Genomic DNA, 23,438 nt, shown 5'->3' on the forward strand with positions numbered 1-23,438 from the left:
AACGCAAAAAAACGCAGATAGTCGTTAATTCTTCTATCTGCGTCCATTTGTGTTAATCTGCCAGCATCTGCGGTAGCAAAAATCAACCACCAGCAACTGCTGGAACAATACTCACTTCATCGCCATCTTGGAGGGCTGTTTTTGAGCCGTCCAAAAAGCGGATATCTTCGCTATTGACGTAGAAATTCAAAAACCTGCGGGGTTCTCCCTTTTCATCGCACAAGCTTTTTTTGATACCGGGACAATTTGATTCGAGGGATTCAATCAACTCAGAAATATTCTCGCCGCCGCATTGGATAGTGGCTTGATTGTTGGTGAATTTTTGCAGCGGAGTGGGAATTAAAACTTTAACAGTCATTTTTTTAGTCCTTAGTAAGTAATCAGTAGTAAGTAGTAAGTAGTCAGTGGTAAGTAGTCAGTAGTCAGTAGTCAGTAGTCAGTAGTCAGTAGTCCGCAGTCAGTAGGTAGGTAGGGGCGGTGGATGGTGCGTGCCCGCCCTCTTAGTAGTCAACAGTCAACAGTCAACAGTCAACAGTCAACAGTCAACAGTCCACAGCTTGATAACTAATGACCAATGACCAATGACCAATGACCAATGACTAATAATTAAACCGAAACTTGCTGCCATTCTAAGCGTTCGAGCGTGCGGGCGCGTTCTAGGGCGCGCTCGAACGCTTCTAATTTCGGTTCGAGGGTGATAGGTTCGCCGATGTAACCTTGGACGGCTTCCTGAGTCTTCAAACCGTTGCCGGTGATGTAGGCGACGGTGGTTTCGTCGGGGTTGATTTTACCTGCTTCTACAAGTTTCTTCAAGACTGCGATCGTCGTGCCGCCAGCGGTTTCGGTGAATATGCCTTCGGTTTCGGCTAGCAGTTTCATGCCTTCGATGATTTCGGTGTCGCTGACGGATTCGATGTTCCCGTTAGTTTTGCGGGCGATTTCCAAGGCGTACATACCGTCTGCTGGATTGCCGATCGCGATCGACTTAGCAATAGTATTCGGTTTGACTGGCGTTACAAAATCGCGGCCTTCGCGGTATGCTTGGGCGATCGGCGAACACCCGTCAGCTTGAGCGCCGCTGAACCGAACTTTCTTCTCATCAACCAAACCGACTTCGATGAATTCATTAAAGCCTTTGTAGATTTTTGTGAACAAAGAGCCGGAAGCGAGGGGGGCGACGATGTGGTCGGGCAATTGCCAGCCTAGCTGTTCGGCAACTTCGTAGCCGAGGGTTTTCGAGCCTTCGGAGTAGTAGGGACGCAAGTTAATGTTGACAAATCCCCAGCCGTGTGTATTGGCCACTTCGCAGCACAGGCGGTTAACTTGGTCGTAGTTGCCGTGAACTGCCATTACAGTTGGATTGTAAATCAGAGTGCCGAGGACTTTGCCTGATTCTAAGTCGGAGGGGATGAAAACTACGCAGTCGAGGCCGGCGTGGGCGGCGATCGCAGCGGTGGAGTTAGCTAAGTTACCAGTGCTGGCACAGGATACCGTTGTGAAACCCAATTCTCTCGCTCTGCTGAGGGCGACTGACACCACTCTGTCCTTAAAGCTGAGAGTGGGCATATTGACGGCATCGTTTTTAATATAAAGATTTTTTAGACCGAGGCGGCGGGCCAAGCGGTGGGATTTTACTAAAGGAGTCATGCCGGTGCCGACATCGATGACGTTCTCTGTAGCGACGGGTAAAAATTCGCGGTAGCGCCAGATCGAGTTGGGGCCTGCTTGGATAGTTTGGCGAGTGACGCGGCGGCGGATTGCTTCGTAGTCGTACTTGACCTCAAGCGGGCCAAAACAGCAATCGCAGACGTGCTTGGCTTGGAGTTCGTACTCTTCACCGCATTCTTTACATTTGAGGGCTGTGAAGGTTGCTGCTGTGGATTGGGTTCTGGTTGCTTGGGTCATAAGAAAAACTCGGTAAGTGGGAAACTCAGCGACTTCAGTCCTGAGAGGAAAACGGCTCGGCGATTTTAATCGCATTGAATCCCCTCGCGGGGTGGAGGGGTATGGTTGCCCCTCCGATGAGGTATGGTTGCCTCAAACCCCCATTTCTGGGGTAATGTTAGCTTCGCCAATGTTATAAAGGCTTGTTAGGCTAGCAGCACTGTCTCAGTGACTTTAAGACTGTTTAACCGCTAGCGACAGAGCAGGGAACTAGCTTCGCATTCGCCCGGTGTCGTGACCTGAATAACGTAGTCAGTTAAGACTTAGGCTGGTCAGAATAGCTTGTTCGATTTCTCTTACCAAGCTCAGTGGCTTTAGCCCTGAGTTCCTGACAGCTCAACTCTTTAGTTTTGCGATGTTTTCTAATTCTTAGGACAGATTAACACGGTGGATCTACCCCGTCAACCATACCCGACTTTTTTGGTCGGGATTGATTTTGCAGCAGTGTTTTGTCCGAAAATTCAGGTGGCTGGATAGTCCTCAATCTCTTTCTCAGAGAAGTTTCTAGGCTCTGCAGAATAGTGTTGGTTCAGAGGAAAAATCTCTTATTTAACCGAACTCAAGAATGATTTGGCTGCAAAACTAATTTCAAAACTTTATAAAGTTTTTTTTGCTTGGTGACTCAAAACGACAAACTACAGGGTTGAGGCGCGGGCGAGAAACCGGGTTTCTACCAGATTTTGGGTTGATTCACGAGAATATCGCCAGAAACCCGGTTTCTGAACTCACCGCAGGGGCGAGAAACCGGGTTTCTACGAGATTTTGGGTTGATTCACGAGAATATCGCCAGAAACCCGGTTTCTGAATTCACCGCGCGGGCGAGAAACCGGGTTTCTACGGGATTTTGGGTTGATTCACGAGAAATATCGCCAGAAACCCGGTTTCTGAATTCACCGCAGTAACCGCGCGGGCTTTCCCAATTCTTCAATCCAAAATCCAAAATCCAAAATCGTATTATCCACCGCTGACGGGGGGGATGAGTACAACTTCGTCGCCGTCTTGGAGGATGGTGTCGGGAGAGACGAATTCTAGGTTGACACCGAAGCGGGTGCGATCGCGCCACTGTTCTAATTGAGGATATTGGGCGATCGAGTTTTCGAGCACTTGAGACACTGGAGTTTCGGGAGGGAGTTCTACAGTAAGGAAGGAAACGCCGTAGGCTTCACCGAAGGCGGCGAACAGTTTAACGGTGACGGTAATCGAAGAATTAGACACGGCTGTTTTGTGCGATCGACAGTTTGGCAATTATCAACTAAACCATACAATTAATGTGGAATTAGGCACGCCGAGGCCTAGAATTGAAAACAGCAATCTCTAGTTGCGTTTTACCCGATCGGGCAAACATGACTGTTGATTGCAACAGAAATTTTGAACAGTCTTGTATGCCGATCGCTCTCAACAACCAGGCGTTAGAAGCAGTTAGCATCCACTTAAATGCACTTAACTCATGTCTAGTTGGCTGCTTTTGAGGCTACTGCCAAACTATTTTTTGAGTATCCAGCATAAATACTTGACCGTAATTGTAGGAGAGTACAAAAACATCGCACTAAATTTAGCGGGATACAACCCAGACCATGCCTTAGAAAATCGCTAAATTTAGACTAAATAGCTGGTTTTTCAGCCCAGATGATAATTCCCCAAGCCTTTTCCTGCTTAGCCAGCGTGCCGTTCTATCTAAGAATAATAGTGAAATTAACGCGATCGAGATATTTATGGCAAGTAACGATTTTAAAGTCCTGCAAATTATTGAAGCTAAAGGCTGGTACGCCTTTGGAAGTACCAAGCAAAGCCAGCACGTTGAGAGGTGGGTAAGACCAGTCGTGTGTTGGGTTTTAATAGAAGATAAAAAAAAGCGGCGGATTGTGACTGCTACCGCTAGCTATCAGATCGAAATTGACGACAAAGAAGTCGAATTTTTTGCCCACGAAAGCGAAATTAAAGATGTCGAGAGCCTCCCCAAGTCGGTCTCGGTTTCGGAATTCCTGAAAACAGAAGATTGAGAAGGGGGCAGAAGAAGAGCGTTTAACAAGTTATTAACTATTCCTTAGTAATTCCTTAAACTTGCTGCCCGATTCTATTTCAATTGCAGGCAGAACCTCCCTAATTGCGGAGAGGGGCAGATGGGGAGAGAGGAGAATTTCTACTTTTGTCTTGCTTTCTGCATCTCTAGCCGCAAGTCTTCAAATCCCAAAAAATAAAGAAGCCGGAAGATTGCAGGCAATGCCAACACGCTTCCGACCTTTGCTAAATAACAGGGTATGCATATGTTTCTAAAGTATGGCGGGTAAGCCTTCTAGATATCAAGAGGACTATTGCAATCACCCACAGAAATTTATTAAACTTGGTGGCGGATGCTTTTTCAATTTAAGGAGAAACCACTCTAATTGAAGAGAGCGGAGTTGAGAAGATAGGGAGAATTTCTACTTTTGCCTTGCCTTCTGCATCAGAAAGCTCAAGGTCTAAAGTAGCCCAAAAAATAAAGAGGTCGGAAGATTGCAGGCAATGCCAACACGCTTCCGACCTTGCTGAATAACAGGGTATGCATATGTTTTTAAAGTATGGCAGCCAAGCTTTCGAGATATCAAGAGGGCTATTGCAATCACCCACTTTTGCTTTCAGGTTGTGTTTGCAAGGTTCATACCATTTTAGACTTAAAATTTGAAACTTGAGAGCGGGTGATGGTTACAGGTTAAGGATTCTAGCGGTTTTTATGTAGCGGGTGCTACAAAAAATGGGCGCTTGCGGGTCGTAAGCGAAGCAGGCCGAAGGTATCGCCCATTCTTCCCTAATTCTTGGCAGCTACAACATCAAACCCCACTAACCACAGGTTCAGGCTTTGACTGCCGCATCCGCCGCCCCAGCAGAGCCATCCGCACGCCACCGGCCGGCCCTAAAGTCACCCCTCGGCGTTTGGCCTGTACCGGCTTTTTCTCGGCCAATACTAAGTTGAAATCCCGCAAAATGGTTGCCAGCACCAGTTTCATCTCCAACTGCGCCAGCGCCAAGCCGATACAGCGGCGGCTGCCACCTCCAAAGGGCAAATACTCGTAAGGCGAGAATTGCCTCTCCAAAAACCGTTCCGGCTTAAATTGCAGCGGTTCTGGATACAAATCCTCGCGCCTGTGGGTTAAATAAATTGAGCCGAAAACCACCGTACCCGGTTCGAGTTGATGTCCCATCAGTTCCACGGGCTCTCGCACCACTCGCGGAAACGTCAGCATTCCCACGGGATAAATTCTGAGTGTCTCTTGACAAACCGCACTCAGGTACGGCAAGCGGGAAATCTCCATCGGGTCTGGATTTTCGCCCAAACTGTCCAATTCTTGCAGCAAGTTCTGGCGCACTGAGGGCAAACTGTGAATCCAGTAAAATGCCCAAGCTAGGGCCGTTGCTGTGGTTTCGTGGCCTGCAAACAGCAGCGTCATCAACTCGTCGCGCAATTCTTCATTGGTCATCGGTTCGCCGTTTTCGTCGCGGGCGGCCATCATTAAGCTGAGAATGTCGGTGCGGTTGCTGTCTGGTTGCTGTCTGCGTTCGGCAATTTCCGCGTCCATCAGTTCCTGAATTTTCCGCTGCTGCTGCTTCATCCGTCCCCAAGGACTCCAAGCGCCCCAATCTTGCTGCATCCAAGACACAAATAGCATACTCGATCGCAGCGGAGAGCCTGTTGTATCGATAATTGAAGCCAGCAGCGGGGACAGTTGCTGCAACCGCGGCCCTTCATCCAGTCCGAAGACTACTTGCAAAATTACCCGCATGGTGATTTCTTGCATGGCGGTGCGGGCCACAAAAGGTCGATCGACCGTCAACTTGCTAGCAACATCTTGAGTAATATCGCAAATTTGTTGACCGTAGTTACGCATCCGTTCCCCGTGAAACGGCGGCATCAATAATTGGCGCTGGCGTTTGTGCTTTTCTCCAGAGATCACAATCATCGATTGTTCTCCTAGCAAGGGTTTGAGAATACCGTTGATATCGCCTGGAGCCTCAAGCGCTTTGCTGTTGAGCATTTCCTGGATCGCTTGCGGGTTGTGGATCATCACGAATGGTTTGAGGTTCCCCCACCGCGTCGTGAAAATCTCCCCGTACTTTTTGGCGCTGACATCCATGTATGTCAGCGGATCGGCTATCCATTGAATTAGCTGCACGAAGCGGGGGTTTTTGGGGCCGTCAGGTAAGGTCATAGAAATTGTGGTAGTGCTGGTTAAAGGACTTGGAGAACATAAATAGGACTGCTGCAGAAACCGGGTTATACCCTCTGCAATAATTTTAAGAGGTTATTCTCGAACGGTGCTTACAATGTCCTGTCCCAGTTCTGTAAAACGCACTGTTTTGATTTGCCAAGGAGCATAACTGGTTAAAGTTTGGCGCACGCCTCCAAACAAACCTAGCATTTGACAGCTCGACAGATTTTGCAATTTCTGCCGGGAATTCCCGAAGGCCCGCAGATCGAGGGTCGCTATTCCGAGGTCGCGATCGATCGTTAGCCGATAGCCAACCAAGCCAAGACTATCGAAAATCTGCTGTTTTAACACTTCATTAATGACGGATGACATTAACTGATTGTCGGTGCCTGTTACTGTTTCCGGGTTCAGAGTTTGACAGAGATTGTTTACCTTATAAACTTTAACGGTGACAGTATTTTCTGATGCTACTCCACTGGCTAAAACAGGAGAAATAAAGTTAGAAGCCGGAGCTGTTTGAGTCGATCGAGCCTGAAGTTGATTTCCCGTTAGCTGTAGGTCTCCGAATTGACCGGCGCTAGTTTGCGATTGGCTCTGGTTTGCGGTTAAGTTCGCTGCATCATAGCTGGAACAACTGCTACCGCCCATCAAAATTAATCCAGTGGCTAAATACCCTAACTGTTTGCAGATACGGTTCATAGTTTTTAATACTCAACTAAACGTCTGTGCGTGGAAGGTGAACTTTGGTGGTAGAAAGCACTTACTCCCTGATTACACTCACTTATGACTATTTCCCGGCATCCGCAATACAAGACGTCTTGGATAAGTTCTGGATCCATACATAAACCGCAGATTAAAAGCAGATAAGCACACTCTAGATTAGATAATTTCAGATAATTTGTGAATCAGTGCAAGAGATATACGTAGATGAAAAAAGTTAAAAGTTATTATTACTACCTGGATCTTAGTGTGGTTTCACGTAAACGGCTAAGGCACTTGATGCGTGCAACGCTGCTGCAGGGTCGGGATCTCATCAGATTAAGCTCCTAACGCTAGACTGCCAGTCAGATTGAATAACCTATCAGCGGTGTGATGTAGCGTTTCAAATCGCTTTATTCCGTCTGATTTAAACAGCTTTTTTCCGGTTGGCGAAACCTTGACCTTGATTAGTAGTAATGAGGACATATTTTTGACTGGCCCGCGCATTTTACGAGGGCTTCGGAGTGGCATAACTGGGCTTTCGGTGCAGTGACAAAACAAAATCCGCATTAAAAATCCCTGATGAGTCGGCGGTTGAAACCTCGACTGTACAAGCTTTCCTCCGCCGAGGCGGACTAAGAAATAAAGCGGGTATTTAAGCCGGATTTGGTATTGCAAAGGTGCCAGTCGCTAACAACATAATTTAGCAGCCAGCCTCTGGCATATTCAGGGTGCGATCGCAATATTTGGTGATTTTTCTACCGAATTCCATCAAAAATAGTGAGAACATCATCATGAAACAGCAATTATTGACGAAGGTTTTGGCGACAAGCGCGATCGCCCTCAGCAGCCTGACAGTGCCTTTTGAGCCTAGTTACGGCTGGAGTTCACCCACGGAAAAGGGATTTTCGTGCAGTACCGTCAGGGGCGCACCGGTGACGGTTTACCAAAACTCTCAAGGTGCGGTAGAGCCTTGGATTGAGTGGAATTCAGATTATTTTTCCGGTTCTGGTTACAATCCACAAACTCGGTGCCAATTAGTCAGCCAGCGCCTCGAAACCTATCGCCGCAACCGGGTGCTCAAGTACATTACAGCAGGCCGGATGAACAGCCAAAACGTCATCTGCACGGCGAATCAAGTCAACGGTTTGTGTCAAAATTTGATTTATACTCTCAGACCCGGCCAAGACCCGATCGGCTCTTTATATAATTTGTTAGCTTGGCGTCAAGGATATGTCGGGATGCCGTCTTTTGATGAATCCCGTAACATTCCTTACATTGACGTGAGGCAAAAACTAGGGGAAAGCACGGATGATGGGGCGCAATAGCCGATTTTTTCGCCATCCTCCAGCCTTGCTTAATGGTTGGGCAATTTTCAAGATTGAATTATCTGTGTCGATCGGTGTTTGTACGCTTGAAATCTGCGGTTAACAGATCGATCGACAGCAGTTCCTACGCAGGGCGGTAGGGACAGTCGCCGCCACCGGATTCCCTGCTGGTGCTGAGGTGTTGGCAGTAGCGCGGGGTTTTGTAGAGTTGCTGCTGCCAAAATCTTTTTTTTTGTCAAGGCTATAGCTTGCGGTATACAAATAACGTTAAAATTGCCGTGAACCGCCGCCGGATTTTTAATGGCAAAGGTTTCTTGGTGGCAATTAACGATCGGGGCAGCGATCGACAGCCCGGTTTTGAGGTCTATACTTTTGAAGATGGAAGCGCGCCGACGCGAGAATTATTGGAAAAAATGGTTAAATCCAGTTGGGGAATTCCGATCGGTATATATTTGCAGTTCGTCTCGTCATGTCTGGGGAGTTAGCGATGAATTTGTGGAGTTCGCGGTTCGGGGCGCTGACAATCATCTTGACCGGTGCAATAACGGCGACAGCAATTGTCGGCCAACAATATGCTGCTTGTGCCAAAACAGCGGAAGAAATTGCTCAGGTAGCAACTTTGAGCACCGTCGAAGTTAACAATACGCTGGGTTTTGCTACAAGCGGTTCGGGAGTAATTATTGCAAAACAAGGCAATATTTATACAGTTCTGACGGCGAATCACGTTGTTGCCAGCCTCGCCCAAGAATACAGCATTCGCACTCATTTAGAAAAAAATTATAGAGCAATCAGAATACAGCGGCTGCCGAAAAACGACCGCGATATAGACTTAGCTCTGATCCAGTTTTACAGCCGAGAAAATTATCCAGTAGCGCCAATTGGCGAATCAAAACGTGCTGTAGTCGGTTCTACTATTTACGTTGCTGGCTATCCGCTGCCCATCGCTTCTTGGTATGAAAGAAAACTCGAATTTACTGCTGGTATTGTTTCTTCTCGTCTCGATCGCGCATCATCGGGATACGGACTGCGATATCAAGCTGTCACCAGGCGCGGCATGAGCGGCGGGCCTGTATTTGATGCTGATGGCACCGTTGTGGGAATTCACGGTCAGGGTGATACTGTTGGTACGGTGATCAGCCAGTGGAACGGTCAAATTGAGGAAATTAAAACAGGGTTGAATGCAGCAATCCCGATCGATTCTTTGATGTCGCTGCGATCGCAAGCTAAACCTAACGGGTTTGATATTCTCAGCAATATTTCGATCCAGCGCGGCTACAGCCAAACTCAATCGAATCTGGGGCCAGGAGGCTTTGTCTGCGATACCTCCACCGGCGAACCGATGACTGTTTATCAAAATCCGCAAGGGTTTAGGGAGCCTTGGATTCGCTGGAATTCTAATTTCTTTTCGGATTCTGGCTACGATCCTCTGACTCGCTGCAAACAAGTCACTCAGCGCCTAGAAAATTACAGCCGCAACAAACAGCTAAATTATGTCACTGTAGGCACTGTAAACAATCAGAAAGTGATTTGCACCAGCAGCCGCGTTAACGGGCCCTGTGAAGGTTTGATCTACACGCTGCGCCGCGATCAAGATCCGGCTCCAGCACTCAGCAGTTTCTTTGTGTGGCTGGGGAATCAGAAGGCTAGACCTTCTCTTTTTGAAAGTAGCACTCCCGTTTATATTAATGTTGGGGAACGGCTGGGGTTAGATGTTAGCGAGCCCTAATTTGTAATAGACTGCTGGCAAAATTTAGAAAAAATCTGGAAAAAAAATCTGCGTTTATTTGTGTTTATCTGCCTGAAATCTGCGGTTTTTATAGCGATCCAAGACTCGTGCAATAAATCTGATCGGCGATATTTTTTCGGCAAAATCGCGCTGATTTGCTTGTGAAAATATCGGGCGCACTCATCTAAAAGTTTGAGATATTTGAATGATTTATAATTGGCAATAACAGAAATAACGATATTTTGCAACAAATAAGTTATAAAATTACTGTTAAATTAATCTAATCCAAATTTTTCAGGTATCAAGCATGACTGCAACTACGTCGAAGGCAACGTCAGCCATCCCCAGTTTTTGCGAAGGAATCCAGTATTTCTCCGAGACAATGCCGGGTTTTGAGACTTACGGGAAAGCACCCGCGATCGCCGAGGGAAGCAAGTCGATCGCCGATGCGGCAGATCCCGCCGCCGTCTTTCAAACAATGCTGGGAGCAGATGCCCTGCGCTACCTGACGCTGCAAGTCACCGCCAGCAAGGCATCGGGACATCCGGGGGGTTTTGCCAGCCAAGCCGAGGCCTACGCCGCTTTGGTGATGCTCGGACACAAGAACATTGTCACCGAAGTCGGGCACCACGCGCCGGGATTTTACAGTGCCATGTTTCTCGATCGATCTTTAGAAGACATGGGAATTGTCAACGTGCAGCAAGTGCGCGATAAATTCCGCGAAAAAGACGGTTTGTTAGGACATCTTTCCGGTTTCATTCCCGGCCTTTTAGCACCTGCTGGCCCCCTCGGACAAGGGCAGCATTTTGCAATGGCGGGAGCACTTTTGCATCCCGGAAAACTGTTTGCTTTCACAATGGGCGACGGCGGCATGGGCGAACCCTATCCCATGAGCAGCATGGCGCATTTCCACACTGCTTATCCCAAGGCTACTAACTTTTTACCAGTGTTAGTTTGGAACGGATATTCTCAAGAACATCACAGCATGGTTTCGACAAAAACTAATGCTGAAATGATTGCTTATTGGCAAGGAAACGGTTTTGAAGAAGTCATCTTAGTTGATGCTAAGGAATTTGACGATAAAAATCAACCGGAAGCTTATGTTGACAGCACTGCTTTTTCACTCGAACAGCGCATGGCATTTACCAAAGCTGTTTTACAAGGAGTTGACAAAGCCGCAAAATCTGCTCTCGGCGGCAAATTGACTGTGTTTATTATCAAACAGTTGAAAGGTGCCGGAGTGCACGCGCGCGGCTCGAAATCTCACAACCTTTATCCAAAAGATACGCTGGATGCTCCGCACATTATCAGTGCTTTAAAAGAGCGCGCTTTGACGGTGGCTGCTTGGGAGTTGGTGCGGACAAATTGCGAGCGCGCGGGCGGCGGGCCAGCAGCGAAAACAGTTGTTACTGAGTTTACATTGCCGCTGGCAGATTTGGGCGAATTGCCTTTAGAAGAATTTGCGGTTGGCGGAGAAGCCAAGATTTCGACAACAGCAATGGGACGTTTGGTAGCGAAAGTCGGCGAGTGCGATCGGACTTTTCTTGTCACCAATGCTGACGGTAATGAAGCATCGGCAATTGCCAACATCAATCAAGCTCTGAAAATCATTCACCCGACGACAGATGACCTCTACAATCAATCGCCAAACGGTCAAGTTTACGAACCTTTGAGCGAAGATGCTTGCGCGGGTTTGGCTGTAGGTTTGTCGCTGTTTGGAGGGCGGAGTTTGTGGTGTTCCTACGAATCTTTTGCCGTTAACGGTTTACCAATTTGGCAAACTGTTACCCAAGCAATGGCAGAATTGCGCCGTCCAACTCCGGCTGCTGTCACCTTATTTACAGCGGGTGCATTGGAGCAAGGCCGCAACGGTTGGACGCACCAACGCCCGGAAATTGAGGCTTATTTTGCCGCCATGATGCGTAACGGAAATGTCTTTCCTTTGTTTCCCCCGGATGCTAACAGTATTCAAGCTTGTTACGAGTGGGCTTTGAGTGCTAAAAATAAGGGAGTTGTGATTACTGCGAGCAAGTCGCCGCTGCCAATTCGCACTACTTTTGCACAGACTCGCCAAGCTTTGCAAGACGGTGCAATAGTGCTGCACGAAATTGATTCTCCGCAAGCATCCCAAAATCAAGGGGGAAGCAAGAAAGTTGTGTTTGCTGTTGTCGGCGACATGACTTTAATACCGGTGTTTGAAGCCGCAGCATTTTTGGAAACCGAAGGGATTGGAGTGCGGATTGTTTCTGTTGTGAATCCGCGCCGCTTGTACCGTCCAAGCGATGTTGCTTGGGATACTTGTTCGGAAGCTGACGGCGGCTTTTTGAGCGATGAGAATTTTGCCAAAATGTTTGGTGGAGATGCCTTGATTGGCGTGACAGGCGGTGCTTCTGGGATGTTGGAGCCGGTGATGCTACGCAGCAATTGCCCGCGTGATACTTTTGCTTGGAAGCGGGGGGAAACTACTGCTAGTGCGGGTCAGTTGATGGCGTTTAACGGGTTGACTGCTGAGGCGTTGACTAAAAGGGCGATCGAGCTAGTTCATTAAGGAATGAAAATTTAATAACTTAATGAACTAGCTCGTTACCAGGCTCTGCCTGGTAATGCAGATCCGGAGGCTCTGCCTCCTTTGAGGAAGGCAACTTACAGGAGAGAGGACTGTAGGAGGTGTTTAAGTTATTAAGTTTTCGATCCTAAGTTAGAATGTGAAAGAATGCCCCTGCCTGGTTTTTACTAGGTAGGGGCTAGCAATATTTAAAATAGGATGGTGATAGCTGTGACTGCACAAGTTTTAGAAGAAGTAGTTACGCTTGGGGAACAGCGATTAATTCTGCCCGGTTATTATAGTTGGGAGCAATTTGAGGCTATAGAGTCTTTGATGGCAAACTCTTCTGGTTTGCGGATAACTTATCTTGATGGGTGGATCGAGTTTATGACATTGGGCGAAGCACATGAGGAGATAAAAAGTATTTTGGCTATATTTATAGCACTTTACTTTTTCGAGAAAGGGATTAACTTTATCCCTGTAGGAAGCGCAACTCGCAGAAATCGAGCCAAAGATGTCTCATTTGAGCCTGATGAGTCTTATTATATAGGTGAAAAGAAAGAACATCCCGATTTAGCAGTAGAAGTAACGATGACTAGCGGGAGTACAAATAAACTAGCTAAATATCTGCGACTTCGCATTCCAGAAGTCTGGTTTTGGGAAAATAATCAGTTGGCTGTGTATGGGCTGCGCGAGAATGATTATGAGCTAATTTCTAAAAGTGATTTGTTGCCGGAATTGGATTTAGAATTGTTGGTGCGTTGTGTTTTAATGCCTTCAAGGATTGAGGCAAGAAAGGAGTTTTTGAAGGGAATTGGGCATCAGGAGTTGAGAGAAGAGAGGAACAATTAATTTGTCTAGTGAGGCAGAACACCAAAAGAATGGAAAATTAGGCTAAACTGGCTTTATAAATACCAAATTCCCTTTCCCATGAGCTATCGCAACATCATTACAATAGAACCAGGTAAGCGTGGTGGCCAGCCGTGTATCAGACGAATGCGGATTACCGTGTACGATGTTTTGGGCTGGTTAGCTGCTGGTATGTCTCATGCAGAAATTTTAGATGACTTCCCAGAGTTAACAGAGGAAGATATTAGAGCTTGTCTTGAATTTGCTGCCGATAGAGAACATCGTTTAATTGCCGTAGTAGGTGAAAGGTGAAATTACTGTTCGATCAAAACTTGAGCCGGAAGTTAGTGAATCGCTTGGCTGATATCTTCCCGGATGCTAGTCATGTTCAGTTTCACGGGTTTACAGAAGCTATGGATAGCGAAATTTGGGATTTAGCTAAAATTCAAGGGTTTTGTATTGTTACTCAGGATGCTGATTTTGCAGAAAGAAGCCGTCTTTATGGTTCTCCGCCAAAGGTGATTTGGCTGCGGTGTGGCAATACACCTACCAGCAGTGTGGAAGCAATGCTTCGAGCTGGAGCAGACGCAATTCAAGAATTGAGCGATAGCGCTACTTTGGATTGTCTTGAGCTTTATTGACGAATAAACTTTTCAATTAAGTTAATTGCCTACCAATGGCGATCGCTCTTTCATTTTAAGATCTCGCTCATCAGAAACAAGAAAGGGCGATCGCCCTGCGGGATAGCTACGCTTCACGCAACTCGTAAAATTATCACAGTGTTTGGTATTTGGTGTGAAGGGCGATCGCACCACTGAAGGGATTTACCCGATGCTCAGCAATTCATGAGGATCTCCGCCAAATTTTGGGGGTTTGCGAAATGGTGGTAAGCTTTCGATAGATAGGGATACGGACATTCCTTTTGTGTTTGTAATGACTATTGCGCTCACACATCTCAATTAACGCCAGTATAATTGTAGTTATTTGTCATCAGGGCTTTATGTCAGCACTCAAGTTTAAAGACCCCCAACGTCAGCTATTTTTGGCAATTCCTTTGACAGCGTATAACGATTTCTTCAAGCGTGAATTTACAATCGCAGTTGTGGAAGATTACAGTTCAAATTATTAGTATATGACGTAGAAGAAGAGGTGATAGCTTTATGGAAAAAGTAGAAAAATATCGGGATTGTATCAAACAAGTTCTCACGAAATATGCTGCATACAAGCCTTCTTATGGAGAAGTAGAGGTGCAAGTTGTTTTTGACACAGAACACGATCGTTATCAAGTTGTTCGAGTGGGTTGGGATAACAAACAGCGAGTTTACGGTTGTCCTATACATCTCGATATTAAGGATGGGAAAATCTGGATTCAGCAGAATGGAACAGAAATCGATTTAGGGCAAGAGCTGGTTGATATAGGTGTGCCGAAGTCGGATATTGTGGTTGGGTTTCATCCACCTTATATGCGTCAGTTCACAGAATTTGCAGTGAGTTAAAACTAACTTTGATGCTTTTGGTTGCATAAAGAGCGATCGCTCTTTATGCGTTATGGGGCGATCGCTCTTGATGCAAGTATCGCACTGTTTGGTATTTGGTGTGAAGGGCGAGATCCTTCGCCATCCAATAGCACCTAGACGATCGATCAAGATACTGGTAAGGGTGAACAGCTTTGAGGTCAACTAAAATTGCTCGAATTTTTTGGAGTCGGGCTAGGACACAATGACACTGATCTCGCCTATTGGATGTGATGGCATATTGCTTCTCCCAATGCCCGCTGAATTGAAAGATGCTTCTGTTGAAGTGGTAGTAGTTGTAGAGCATCTACCATTTAAGGAAGCTAAGCCGAAGTATAACGCTTGGGGAAAGTTGACTACTAAAAAATCTCTTCAAGCAGGAATTGCTAGAATGCTAAAACTGCAGCAAGAAATTGCTTTGAATAAAAGCTCAATCGGTCAGATGATAGGAGAAGTGTGCAGATTTTAATGCAGTTTGTATTGGATTGTTTTGTATCCATTAGTTAGTAATTAGTCGCTGAAATAACGATTATGCAATCGTAATGCAACCTACAAGAGAAACTTAAAGATTTTTATTAGCGACCGAGCGCTATCCGTCAATCATAGCCATACTTAGTTTTCTATTTTGATGACAAGAAACTAATAATAAAGGGACAATAAATGCCACAATATTTGGGTTTCTTTCCTCAAACAAACCTACTGTAAAGTGGCAAAAGAATCTGTATGATGCTGGTACGATCGTATTGAAATGGTGGAATATGGAAAAAGCAGCCTAGTTAATGTCGATCTGCTTACCATTAACTGTTAATTTAAAATCCGCAGCATCACTGGCGACGCGAAATATTTTAACAGCCTCGATAATTTGTCCTGGAAATAACTGATTACTAGACTCTTCTCTGCCATTTCCCTTAAGCCATTCCTTAATAGTTAAGGTTTCTGAGAAGTCATTAATCTCGTCATATTTCCGCCCCAGGCTATCAATCAACTGGTAATTTGACCATGCCATACTACCAGATTCTTGTCCTGTGTTTTTAATTTTTAGCTCAACCATAACAAGTTGACCGCCTTGTGCTTCTACTGGCTTGAAAAAACTATTATTAGGAGCAATGCGATCTATTGTTTCAATACTATCTACTTGAACCGCCCGATTACCTCTCACATTAATCCAAGTTTCTGTTTCAACAGGTGTCGAAGCTAGTGTAGTTTCTTGAATTTTGGGTGCATAGCTGGATGTTGTAGAAGAGACGGAATAGTCTGTCCTATAGGCGCTATCTTCAGCGCTAGCAGAAGATAAGGTACCCAAACCAATCCCAACAATAATAACGCTGGTAACGCCATAACGTTTTAAAACTCTCATTCGAGTTTGCGGTTTTTTATCGTCAAGAACTATACGGGGGTTAAATAACCCAAGAATCAAAGCAAACGGAGAAAAAATGAAATAAATACCAATCCCGAGAGCGAGAATACCCAGAAGGAAGTAGAATACTAATTGCACAATTTCCATGACACTTACCTCAATATACTTGTTGTGACTACCCTGGATACCTTATAAACTTTGACGTCTAACCATCCGTTGTTTACAGAATACGCAGGAATTTATTCTTAAAGACTTATTCTATTCTGTTTTATATCTTCAACGTTTGTCTACACAAAAAATGTTCTATTTTGTCGCTACTTTGTTGCCAATTTCACTCTGTTTAATCTAATTATGTACGAAAATGTAGAACAATGTACGAAAATGTACGAAAATGTTGGCAGTTGTGAGCTACAATACACAAAACTCTCGCATCTCCCTGCCAGATGAATCTTAAAGAAATGTTAAACCTCGCCGATCGCATAGTTTTCGAGAAAACGGGTCAGCACCTTGACGATTTACAAGCAGCGGTACTGCGGGGAACTCTACAACGCGAGACATACAAAGAAATAGCGAAAGACTTTGACTGTTCTGAAAGTCGCATCAGGGAAATCGGATCGGAATTATGGCAGATACTTTCAGAGGAGTTAGGGGAAGATGTTAATAAAACAAATTTTAGATCGGCAATGGAGAGGTGGGAAGTTTCAATATATTCAAACGTTGCACAAGAAGAATCGGTGCAAATTAACAGCGTTAACATCTGTGGAGAAGCTAGACACCCACCAGAACTACCCAACTCACAGCCACCAAATCAGGAAACATCTAACTCAAAACAAACCAACACTCTACATCAAGATTTAAGCGAAATGCCGGAGTTGGGTGATTTCTACGATCGCACTCCCGAACACCAAACCCTCACCACCTGGATTCTACAACAACACAGCCGCCTCATCACCCTCACCGGCATCAGCGGCATCGGCAAAACATCCCTAGCAGTACAACTCGTACAACAAATCAAACACGAGTTTGAGTACACAGCTTGGTACACCCTAGACGAATTCCCCACCATAGATAAATTTCAATCTAACCTAACACAGCTTTTTTCCAATTCACAAAAACAAGATTCCTCCCCAACCAACCAGAAACCCTTACCGTTAATTAAGTATTTACAAAACCATCGCTGTTTAATAATATTAGATGACGTTCACAACCTTTTTTGTAGCGGCGAATTGGCAGGAAAATATAAACCTGAATGCGAAGAATATCGCACTTTATTCAAACAAATAGAAAAATTATCCCATCAAAGCTGCTTGATGTTAATTGGTTGGGAACAACCCAGAGAAGTGACTCAAGTTAAAAACCAAAATACTTCCATTCGCACCTTACAACTCAAAGGTTTAGACATCGCAGCCGGACGGAAAATTCTGATAGATTATGGGTTAGCAGAAAGCGATAACATTGAAACACTCATTCATCGCTACCAAGGCAATCCCCTATGGTTAAAAAGCGTGGCGACTCTGATTCAAGAATTGGGAGGCTGCGTCAATCAGTTATTACCAAATGATACCATATTGTTGCCCGAAGATTTGAAAGATGTTTTACAGCAGCAATTTAGCCGCCTATCCGAACTAGAAAAACAAGTAATCTCCTTATTAGCCAAAGCAAGCGATGCAATTAACCTCACCCAATTGCTAGAAAATAGCCAAATTCCCGCCTCAGATTTGGTAAATGCGCTGCAATCTTTATCGCGTCGCTGCTTGATAGAACAACAAGCAAAATTTTACACTATTTCACCTGTATTGAGGCAATATGCCACCATAAGACTCGGTGGTTGAAACCGCCGTCTTATCTTAAATACCCCTTTATTTCTTAGTCCGCGCACCATCCGGACATCGTTTGTGTAGACGCGGTTTCAACCGCCGTCCGATCTAGTAATGCTTTGCCCTAAATGCTTCAAGACTTGAAATGCCGATCGCAATTCACTACGCACAGTATAGATCGAAAATGCCCGCGATAACCCGTATTCGGGCGTAGGTTGAGCCATAAGTTTCACAAACAACACATCATCGCCATTCGTCAACATCCCAAATCTCGGTTTATCCAGATCGGGATTTGCCATCATGTATGCTAATGCTTGGGGTAATGCCGATCGCACCGAAATCGTAGTCTTCTTACACTCCAAAACCATTACCCAAAGCTGATTCTGCAAAATCAAAATATCAATGCGTCCGCGCAGCGTTTCTTCCCCATCATCGATCGCAATTTCGATGGCAGCTTCAGCCTTCATCCTGAAAGGTGGATCGTAGAAACCCGCCAGTTCTAACAAAGGTGATGCCACCAGCAAAGTCACTGACCCTTCTAACAACTCTCCATCTGCTCTATGATATAGCAATCTGCGTCGTAGCGTATCCAAAGCAGTCTGTTCAGAATCGCTGGGATTTGGCAATTGGGCTAGCCACTCAGTAAAAAAAGCCTCATCCTCAGTTCTGCTCAAATTCAACCTTGATTCAGCCTCAGCAAGGCTTTTAATAGCTTCTGTAACTGCAATAACCTTTGCCATTCCTTCACCTTTGATTCAAACGGTTTTTCACACGAAAATTAGTTTCATTGTAAGCAAAATTAGGGAAACTGCTATAGCGATCGCAGTTGTCAATAACAACTCTTATCGGTTTCTGTCCACAAACAAAAACCGGGCAACTTCGCAGCTACCCGGCTATTCAAACTTTAGACTTCAGATAAATCTCAAATCTCAAACCTAAAATTCTTAAACAGCGACAGTCTTCTTAGTAGAAGAACTCAATTCGCCCTTAGCATACTTAGCTGCGAAATCGTCCAAAGAAACTTGCTTGATCTTTGTACCTTGACCGGCGCAACCAAAAGAGTTGTAACGATCGCTACAAACCTTCTGCATATACTTGATCGACGGCTTCAAGAAGTGGCGCGGATCGAATTCTTCGGGCTTAGCAAACAAAGCTTCGCGCACCGCAGCAGTAATCGCCAAACGGTTGTCAGTATCGATGTTGATCTTGCGAACACCGCACTTGATACCCTTTTGGATTTCTTCCACAGGTACGCCGTAGGTTTCGCGGATTTTGCCGCCGTTGCTGTTGATGATTTCCAGCAATTCTTGGGGTACAGAAGAAGAACCGTGCATTACCAAGTGAGTATTTGGCAAGCGGCGGTGAATTTCTTCAATGCGGCTGATTGCCAAAATTTCGCCAGTCGGCTTGCGGGTGAACTTGTAAGCGCCGTGAGAAGTGCCGATCGCCACTGCGAGAGCATCAACGCCGGTTTGCTCAACGAAATTAACAGCTTCTTCGGGATCTGTCAGCAATTGATCGTGGGAAAGCGCACCTTCAAAGCCGTGGCCGTCTTCTGCTTCGCCCATTCCTGTTTCCAGAGAACCCAAGCAACCCAGTTCGCCTTCAACGCTAACGCCGATCGAATGAGCCACTTTCACAACTTCGCGAGTAACTTCAACGTTGTACTCGTAGCTGGCGGGAGTTTTAGCATCCGCTTCCAGAGAACCGTCCATCATCACGCTGGTGAAACCTTGGCGCATGGCAGAATAGCAAGTGCCGGGGGCATTGCCGTGGTCTTGGTGCATTGTAATGGGAATGTGAGGATAGGTTTCAACTGCCGCCAAAATCAAATGGCGCAGGAAATTTTCCCCAGCGTAGGAGCGAGCGCCGCGAGAAGCTTGCAAGATCACAGGGCTGTTGGTTTCGTCAGCAGCGCGCATGATGGCTTGGATTTGCTCCATGTTGTTGACGTTGTAAGCCGGTAGGCCGTAACCGTTTTCAGCCGCGTGGTCGAGCAGCAGTCGCATAGGTACAAGCGCCATAGATATTCCTCCTAGTTATTTGTGTTTCTGGGCCGTGAATTTTAGACAAGCTCAATTCTTACGATAATCTTAAGACAATTTGTAGCCGATCGCGCATTATCTTTCCAAATTTCTACTTAAAAGCTCAAAAAACAAAATTTCGAGCTCCGAGCATTCAACTCGAAACTCAAAATTCTAGATTTTTAATGGGTCGCCCGGGATTTGAACCCGAGACCAATCGGTTAAAAGCCGAATGCTCTACCGCTGAGCTAGCGACCCGTGTAAACGTTGTTACCGCAGACAATTTCTAACAGTAGCACCCATCATTTAAAATAGCAAGTGTTTTTTAGAAAAAATTTGCAGTCATCCGCACGATCGTCTCACAAGTCGCTCCCGGCTGCAAATAAATCAAGTGTTCGCCAGTGTTTAGAGCATTTCCAGGAGCAGTCCAAGGTTCCAGACAGTAAAAATCCTTGCCCTCGATCATCCAGAAGATCAACTTCCCATAGCTGGAATTGTAACTGAGGGTGAGCCGCAAGCCCCGCGCCGCGTCAGTAACAATAGCAGCAAGACCCGTGAGTTCATCAAAGGAAATATCTATTTCATCCAGTGTCGGGTCAAAAACCCCCGTGAAATAACCCTTAGAGTGGGTATTCCGATCTCTGTACTGCATCCCCGGAATCTGAAAGCGCAGATTTGTCTTGTCGGGAGCGAAAAAGTAAGGGTGCAAGCCGCTAGAAAAGGGCATGGGCTCGACACCAAGATTGGTGTATTCCTGCACAATTTCCAAAGAATTGCCTTTAATTTGATAAGTAAAAGCTAGCTGGAAATCAAACGGATAAACAGCTTGAGTCTTCTCGTCGCTTTTAAGCACTAGGGTAAGAGCCGCGCAACCCTCCGTGACTTGTTCCGTCGCCGTCCAAGGCAAATCGCGAGCAAAGCCGTGTCGTTCGAGCTGGCGCGAGACTCCTTTGTAGGTGTAGGTCTTGTCGGCGAGATTGCCGCAGATGGGAAACAAGATGGGAATCCCGCCGCGTACAGTTCGATCGGGATTGGCGAACCGTTCCGCGTCCAAGTACAACATTTCTTTGCCTTCAACCAGCCAGCTAGTGGCAATACCGCCCCGTTCCGGCACAACTTCTAGAGTAGAGTTAGCGGTTTCGTCGGAGAGGATATAGGTTTTATACTGCTTTTGCTTCAGCGCGATCGCAAACACATTTGTCATCGGTAGTAGGTCGTCGATCATTGGTTCTTAGTAAATCGGTCGTAATTGGTCGCTGCTAGTTGATTTTTGCCCATTACCGCCCCTTTTTTACCCCTGTGCATCATAGATCCGACCTTCATAGGCCGTCCCCATGCTCGCAGTTATTATAGGAGGCAGCGCGATCGGCTGCTTAGACCGATCTCTGCTGGTGTCTGGAATGTTCCTGCGTGTCTGCTGCTCTTTGACCTCGACTTTGAAAGATAGAGCCCGAGGCGGGGGAAGATAGCTTTGGGGACTCATCGCCCCTCCTTGACTCCCAGATAGGGGCGCAATAAACGGTTCTTTGATGAATGGCTCTTTGGTAAACGGATCTGCTTCCCGGTTGGGATTTTGAGGTTGAGTGCGGTAGATGCGCGGCGGCAAATCTTGATTTTGAGGCGGGCTTGACTCAATTGCAGGCCCAGCGCCGTTCTGAAATAATGAGGAGTTGTCCGGCTGTTTGGGCGCTGCAGGCAAAGCTGGCAAAATCGGAGTAGGTTTGGATTGTGCTGGGTCTGGCAGATTGCTTTCACCTGCTGTTTTGGGCGAATTCAGCCCTGGCCCGTCGATACCGCTCTTGGCTGGGGACAATGGATAGTTTGGAGTTTTTGGTGTGATTCCTGAGTTAATTGTGGCATCTAGAACTACAGAAGATCGCATTGGGCGATCGAAAATACTAGAAATTTGTTCGACGTGTTTGAGAATCCGATCGCCCGCCGCCCCATTCACCACCTTCGGCTGAAACTTTTTCACCTCCACAGGCAGAAATTCTACCTTCATATTCCTGTCTTTGAGCGATACTTTCAGGACTGCAGTATCGTAATCGCTGCGAGCATTCGTGCCGAATATAAAATCACCAAGCGAGTAAACAATTGGGCGGCCTTTGTAAACTTCTGCACCTTGGAGGACGTGGGGGTGGTGTCCCACTACCAAATCTGCTCCTTGGTCGATCGTAAACCGAGCCAAATCAATTTGCCAATCTCCCGGATAATCTGCCAACTCAACTCCCCAGTGGTAATTAACAATAATCCAGTCTACCTGACCCCTGAGAGCTCGAATATCCTCTGCCACGCGATTGTTGCGGCGGGGATTAGTACCAGCTTTCCCTTGGTCGGCAGAGTTAAGGTCGGTATCATAATAACTGAGGTAAGCGATCCGCTGACCCTTCACCTCAATAATATCTGGACGCCTAGCTTCTTTAATATTTTTACCGGCTCCCAGATGCCCAATTCCAGCATTATTTAGAGTATTTATAGTCTCCACCAGCCCCGGTTCCTCGTAATCCATAGCGTGGCTGTTTGCCAGATTGACAAGATCCACTCCTCCCGCTGTTAATATTTTCACCAATTCTGGATCGGCTTTAAAATTTAATTGTTTTTTATTGTTGGTCAAGGTAGAGGTAGTCAGGGGATTTTCTAGATTAACCATCGACACATCTGCTTGCCGGTACTCGTCCATATTGGCAAAAGCCCAATCATAATTGTTACCGGCAGATGCTCCGATCGCATCCGATAGATTCACATTTCCCCCGAACATCAGCGTTACGGTGGGATCGTAGGGATTAGCAACCTGCTTTTGTTGCACTACTGGTACTACTTCCAAAGCCGCTTGCACCGAATCTGGACGTTTGGGAGGCGGCCCCGAAATTAGCCCAGCTTGCTGGTACGGCGAGACTGGAGATACTAACCGCACGGCCAGAGCCTCGTGGTAGCTCACCCAGCACCCTAAAATAAATGAAGCAAGTGCCGATCCCACTAGCAGCAGAGAACGATACGTTTTAAATTTAACCCAATCTATGACGAATAGGGAACGATCGCGCCGCTGCCGCCGATTTGCCGGAGTCACAATTCGCACTGACTGTTTCCAGAGAATCTCTGGTTCTCCCGCCAACCGCGCGTGAATTCGCACCCCTTCTACTGCTGGGGAATTGAGTCTCCAGACTTGGTGACAAATAAATTTGACTAAGCTTTCCCGGAGAGTGCTCCCCAGTAATGTAGTATCCGGCGCAAATTCCCGCTGGAATTCTACTAAGATTTGGACGCAGCCGGCTTGAGCTTGTTCGACGCGAGCATAAATCCCTTCGGGTCTGAGCAAGCTGTCAATCCAGTAATTCAGGGCTTGAAAGTTACCCGATCGCGCTAGTTCCAACATAGACGGCTGCGACCAATTTTCTGCATATACCATAAATTATCCTCCTTAACACATCGATCACTTTAATTTGTTGTCAAC

Annotated in this window: 23 protein-coding genes and 1 tRNA gene; 12 read left to right on the forward strand and 12 right to left on the reverse strand. The window is 46.2% G+C overall.

Annotation, left to right across the window (positions count from 1 at the left end):
• Positions 1-82 precede the first annotated feature (82 nt).
• From QUB13_RS13355 to QUB13_RS13365, 3 genes are all read right to left on the reverse strand, one after another.
• Positions 83-358, reverse strand: a complete 276-nt coding sequence (locus tag QUB13_RS13355) for a MoaD/ThiS family protein (RefSeq protein ID WP_333091109.1) — start codon at positions 356-358, stop codon at positions 83-85.
• A 248-nt stretch (positions 359-606) separates the two neighbouring features.
• Positions 607-1,905, reverse strand: coding sequence for a threonine synthase (gene thrC / locus QUB13_RS13360; protein ID WP_333381417.1), 1,299 nt, complete (start codon positions 1,903-1,905; stop codon positions 607-609).
• A gap of 993 nt (positions 1,906-2,898) precedes the next feature.
• Positions 2,899-3,159: a MoaD/ThiS family protein gene (locus QUB13_RS13365; RefSeq protein WP_194010723.1), complete on the reverse strand. Its 261-nt coding sequence runs from the start codon at positions 3,157-3,159 to the stop codon at positions 2,899-2,901.
• Between the two features lie 497 nt (positions 3,160-3,656).
• Here QUB13_RS13365 and QUB13_RS13370 point away from each other — a divergent pair, with 497 nt between their 5' ends.
• A complete protein-coding gene (locus QUB13_RS13370; protein ID WP_194010724.1) occupies positions 3,657-3,944 on the forward strand; it encodes a hypothetical protein in 288 nt (95 codons plus the stop codon).
• A gap of 807 nt (positions 3,945-4,751) precedes the next feature.
• Here QUB13_RS13370 and QUB13_RS13375 read toward each other — a convergent pair.
• Entirely contained in the window at positions 4,752-6,128 is a 1,377-nt protein-coding gene (locus QUB13_RS13375; RefSeq protein WP_333381420.1) for a cytochrome P450, read from the reverse strand.
• Positions 6,129-6,221: 93 nt separating this feature from the next.
• The gene (locus tag QUB13_RS13380) at positions 6,222-6,827 is read right to left on the reverse strand and encodes a hypothetical protein (protein ID WP_333115691.1); all 606 of its coding nucleotides are present in this window, start codon (positions 6,825-6,827) and stop codon (positions 6,222-6,224) included.
• A gap of 794 nt (positions 6,828-7,621) precedes the next feature.
• On the opposite strand from QUB13_RS13380, the gene QUB13_RS13385 reads away from it, so the two are divergent.
• Positions 7,622-8,155, forward strand: coding sequence for a COP23 domain-containing protein (locus tag QUB13_RS13385; RefSeq protein ID WP_333381433.1), 534 nt, complete (start codon positions 7,622-7,624; stop codon positions 8,153-8,155).
• Between the two features lie 47 nt (positions 8,156-8,202).
• Here QUB13_RS13385 and QUB13_RS13390 read toward each other — a convergent pair whose 3' ends face one another.
• Entirely contained in the window at positions 8,203-8,394 is a 192-nt protein-coding gene (locus QUB13_RS13390) for a hypothetical protein (RefSeq protein WP_333381436.1), read from the reverse strand.
• 9 nt (positions 8,395-8,403) lie between these two features.
• On the opposite strand from QUB13_RS13390, the gene QUB13_RS13395 reads away from it, so the two are divergent.
• The 9 genes from QUB13_RS13395 (at position 8,404) to QUB13_RS13435 (ending at position 15,258) form a co-directional block, all read left to right on the forward strand.
• On the forward strand, positions 8,404-8,640 hold the full coding sequence (locus QUB13_RS13395; RefSeq protein WP_333381439.1) for a hypothetical protein: 237 nt from the start codon (positions 8,404-8,406) through the stop codon (positions 8,638-8,640).
• Complete coding sequence (locus tag QUB13_RS13400; RefSeq protein ID WP_333381441.1) at positions 8,625-9,881, forward strand: COP23 domain-containing protein; 1,257 nt, start codon at positions 8,625-8,627, stop codon at positions 9,879-9,881. Before QUB13_RS13395 ends, QUB13_RS13400 begins: the two co-directional genes overlap by 16 nt.
• A gap of 307 nt (positions 9,882-10,188) precedes the next feature.
• Complete coding sequence (locus QUB13_RS13405; protein WP_333381444.1) at positions 10,189-12,429, forward strand: phosphoketolase; 2,241 nt, start codon at positions 10,189-10,191, stop codon at positions 12,427-12,429.
• Positions 12,430-12,657: 228 nt separating this feature from the next.
• On the forward strand, positions 12,658-13,278 hold the full coding sequence (locus tag QUB13_RS13410; protein WP_333381447.1) for a Uma2 family endonuclease: 621 nt from the start codon (positions 12,658-12,660) through the stop codon (positions 13,276-13,278).
• A gap of 78 nt (positions 13,279-13,356) precedes the next feature.
• The gene (locus QUB13_RS13415) at positions 13,357-13,587 is read left to right on the forward strand and encodes a DUF433 domain-containing protein (RefSeq protein WP_106148543.1); all 231 of its coding nucleotides are present in this window, start codon (positions 13,357-13,359) and stop codon (positions 13,585-13,587) included.
• On the forward strand, positions 13,584-13,916 hold the full coding sequence (locus tag QUB13_RS13420; RefSeq protein WP_106332056.1) for a DUF5615 family PIN-like protein: 333 nt from the start codon (positions 13,584-13,586) through the stop codon (positions 13,914-13,916). Before QUB13_RS13415 ends, QUB13_RS13420 begins: the two co-directional genes overlap by 4 nt.
• Positions 13,917-14,275: 359 nt before the next feature.
• Positions 14,276-14,404 carry an element excision factor XisH family protein gene (locus tag QUB13_RS13425; protein WP_333381453.1) on the forward strand — a complete coding sequence of 43 codons (129 nt, stop codon included), beginning with the start codon at positions 14,276-14,278 and terminating at the stop codon, positions 14,402-14,404.
• A 31-nt stretch (positions 14,405-14,435) separates the two neighbouring features.
• Positions 14,436-14,771: a XisI protein gene (locus tag QUB13_RS13430; protein WP_333381456.1), complete on the forward strand. Its 336-nt coding sequence runs from the start codon at positions 14,436-14,438 to the stop codon at positions 14,769-14,771.
• Between the two features lie 271 nt (positions 14,772-15,042).
• Positions 15,043-15,258 (forward strand): hypothetical protein, encoded by a 216-nt coding sequence (locus QUB13_RS13435; protein ID WP_333381459.1) that lies wholly within the window; start codon positions 15,043-15,045, stop codon positions 15,256-15,258.
• A 303-nt stretch (positions 15,259-15,561) separates the two neighbouring features.
• On the opposite strand, the gene QUB13_RS13440 is transcribed toward QUB13_RS13435, so the two are convergent.
• On the reverse strand, positions 15,562-16,293 hold the full coding sequence (locus QUB13_RS13440; protein ID WP_333381462.1) for a hypothetical protein: 732 nt from the start codon (positions 16,291-16,293) through the stop codon (positions 15,562-15,564).
• 296 nt (positions 16,294-16,589) lie between these two features.
• Between QUB13_RS13440 and QUB13_RS13445 the strand changes: the two genes are divergently transcribed.
• Positions 16,590-17,978: an NB-ARC domain-containing protein gene (locus QUB13_RS13445; protein ID WP_333381464.1), complete on the forward strand. Its 1,389-nt coding sequence runs from the start codon at positions 16,590-16,592 to the stop codon at positions 17,976-17,978.
• A gap of 77 nt (positions 17,979-18,055) precedes the next feature.
• On the opposite strand, the gene QUB13_RS13450 is transcribed toward QUB13_RS13445, so the two are convergent.
• From QUB13_RS13450 to QUB13_RS13470, 5 genes are all read right to left on the reverse strand, one after another.
• Positions 18,056-18,703 (reverse strand): type I restriction endonuclease, encoded by a 648-nt coding sequence (locus tag QUB13_RS13450; RefSeq protein WP_333381467.1) that lies wholly within the window; start codon positions 18,701-18,703, stop codon positions 18,056-18,058.
• A 204-nt stretch (positions 18,704-18,907) separates the two neighbouring features.
• A complete protein-coding gene (gene fba / locus QUB13_RS13455; protein WP_333091137.1) occupies positions 18,908-19,987 on the reverse strand; it encodes a class II fructose-bisphosphate aldolase in 1,080 nt (359 codons plus the stop codon).
• A 186-nt stretch (positions 19,988-20,173) separates the two neighbouring features.
• Positions 20,174-20,245: transfer RNA gene (locus QUB13_RS13460), tRNA-Lys, on the reverse strand.
• 67 nt (positions 20,246-20,312) lie between these two features.
• On the reverse strand, positions 20,313-21,212 hold the full coding sequence (locus QUB13_RS13465; RefSeq protein ID WP_333381470.1) for an aldose epimerase family protein: 900 nt from the start codon (positions 21,210-21,212) through the stop codon (positions 20,313-20,315).
• Positions 21,213-21,278: 66 nt separating this feature from the next.
• The gene (locus QUB13_RS13470; protein WP_333381473.1) at positions 21,279-23,393 is read right to left on the reverse strand and encodes a CapA family protein; all 2,115 of its coding nucleotides are present in this window, start codon (positions 23,391-23,393) and stop codon (positions 21,279-21,281) included.
• Positions 23,394-23,438: the final 45 nt, after the last annotated feature.

The organism is Microcoleus sp. B4-D4 (assembly GCF_036705185.1).
Lineage (GTDB): Bacteria > Cyanobacteriota > Cyanobacteriia > Cyanobacteriales > Microcoleaceae > Microcoleus.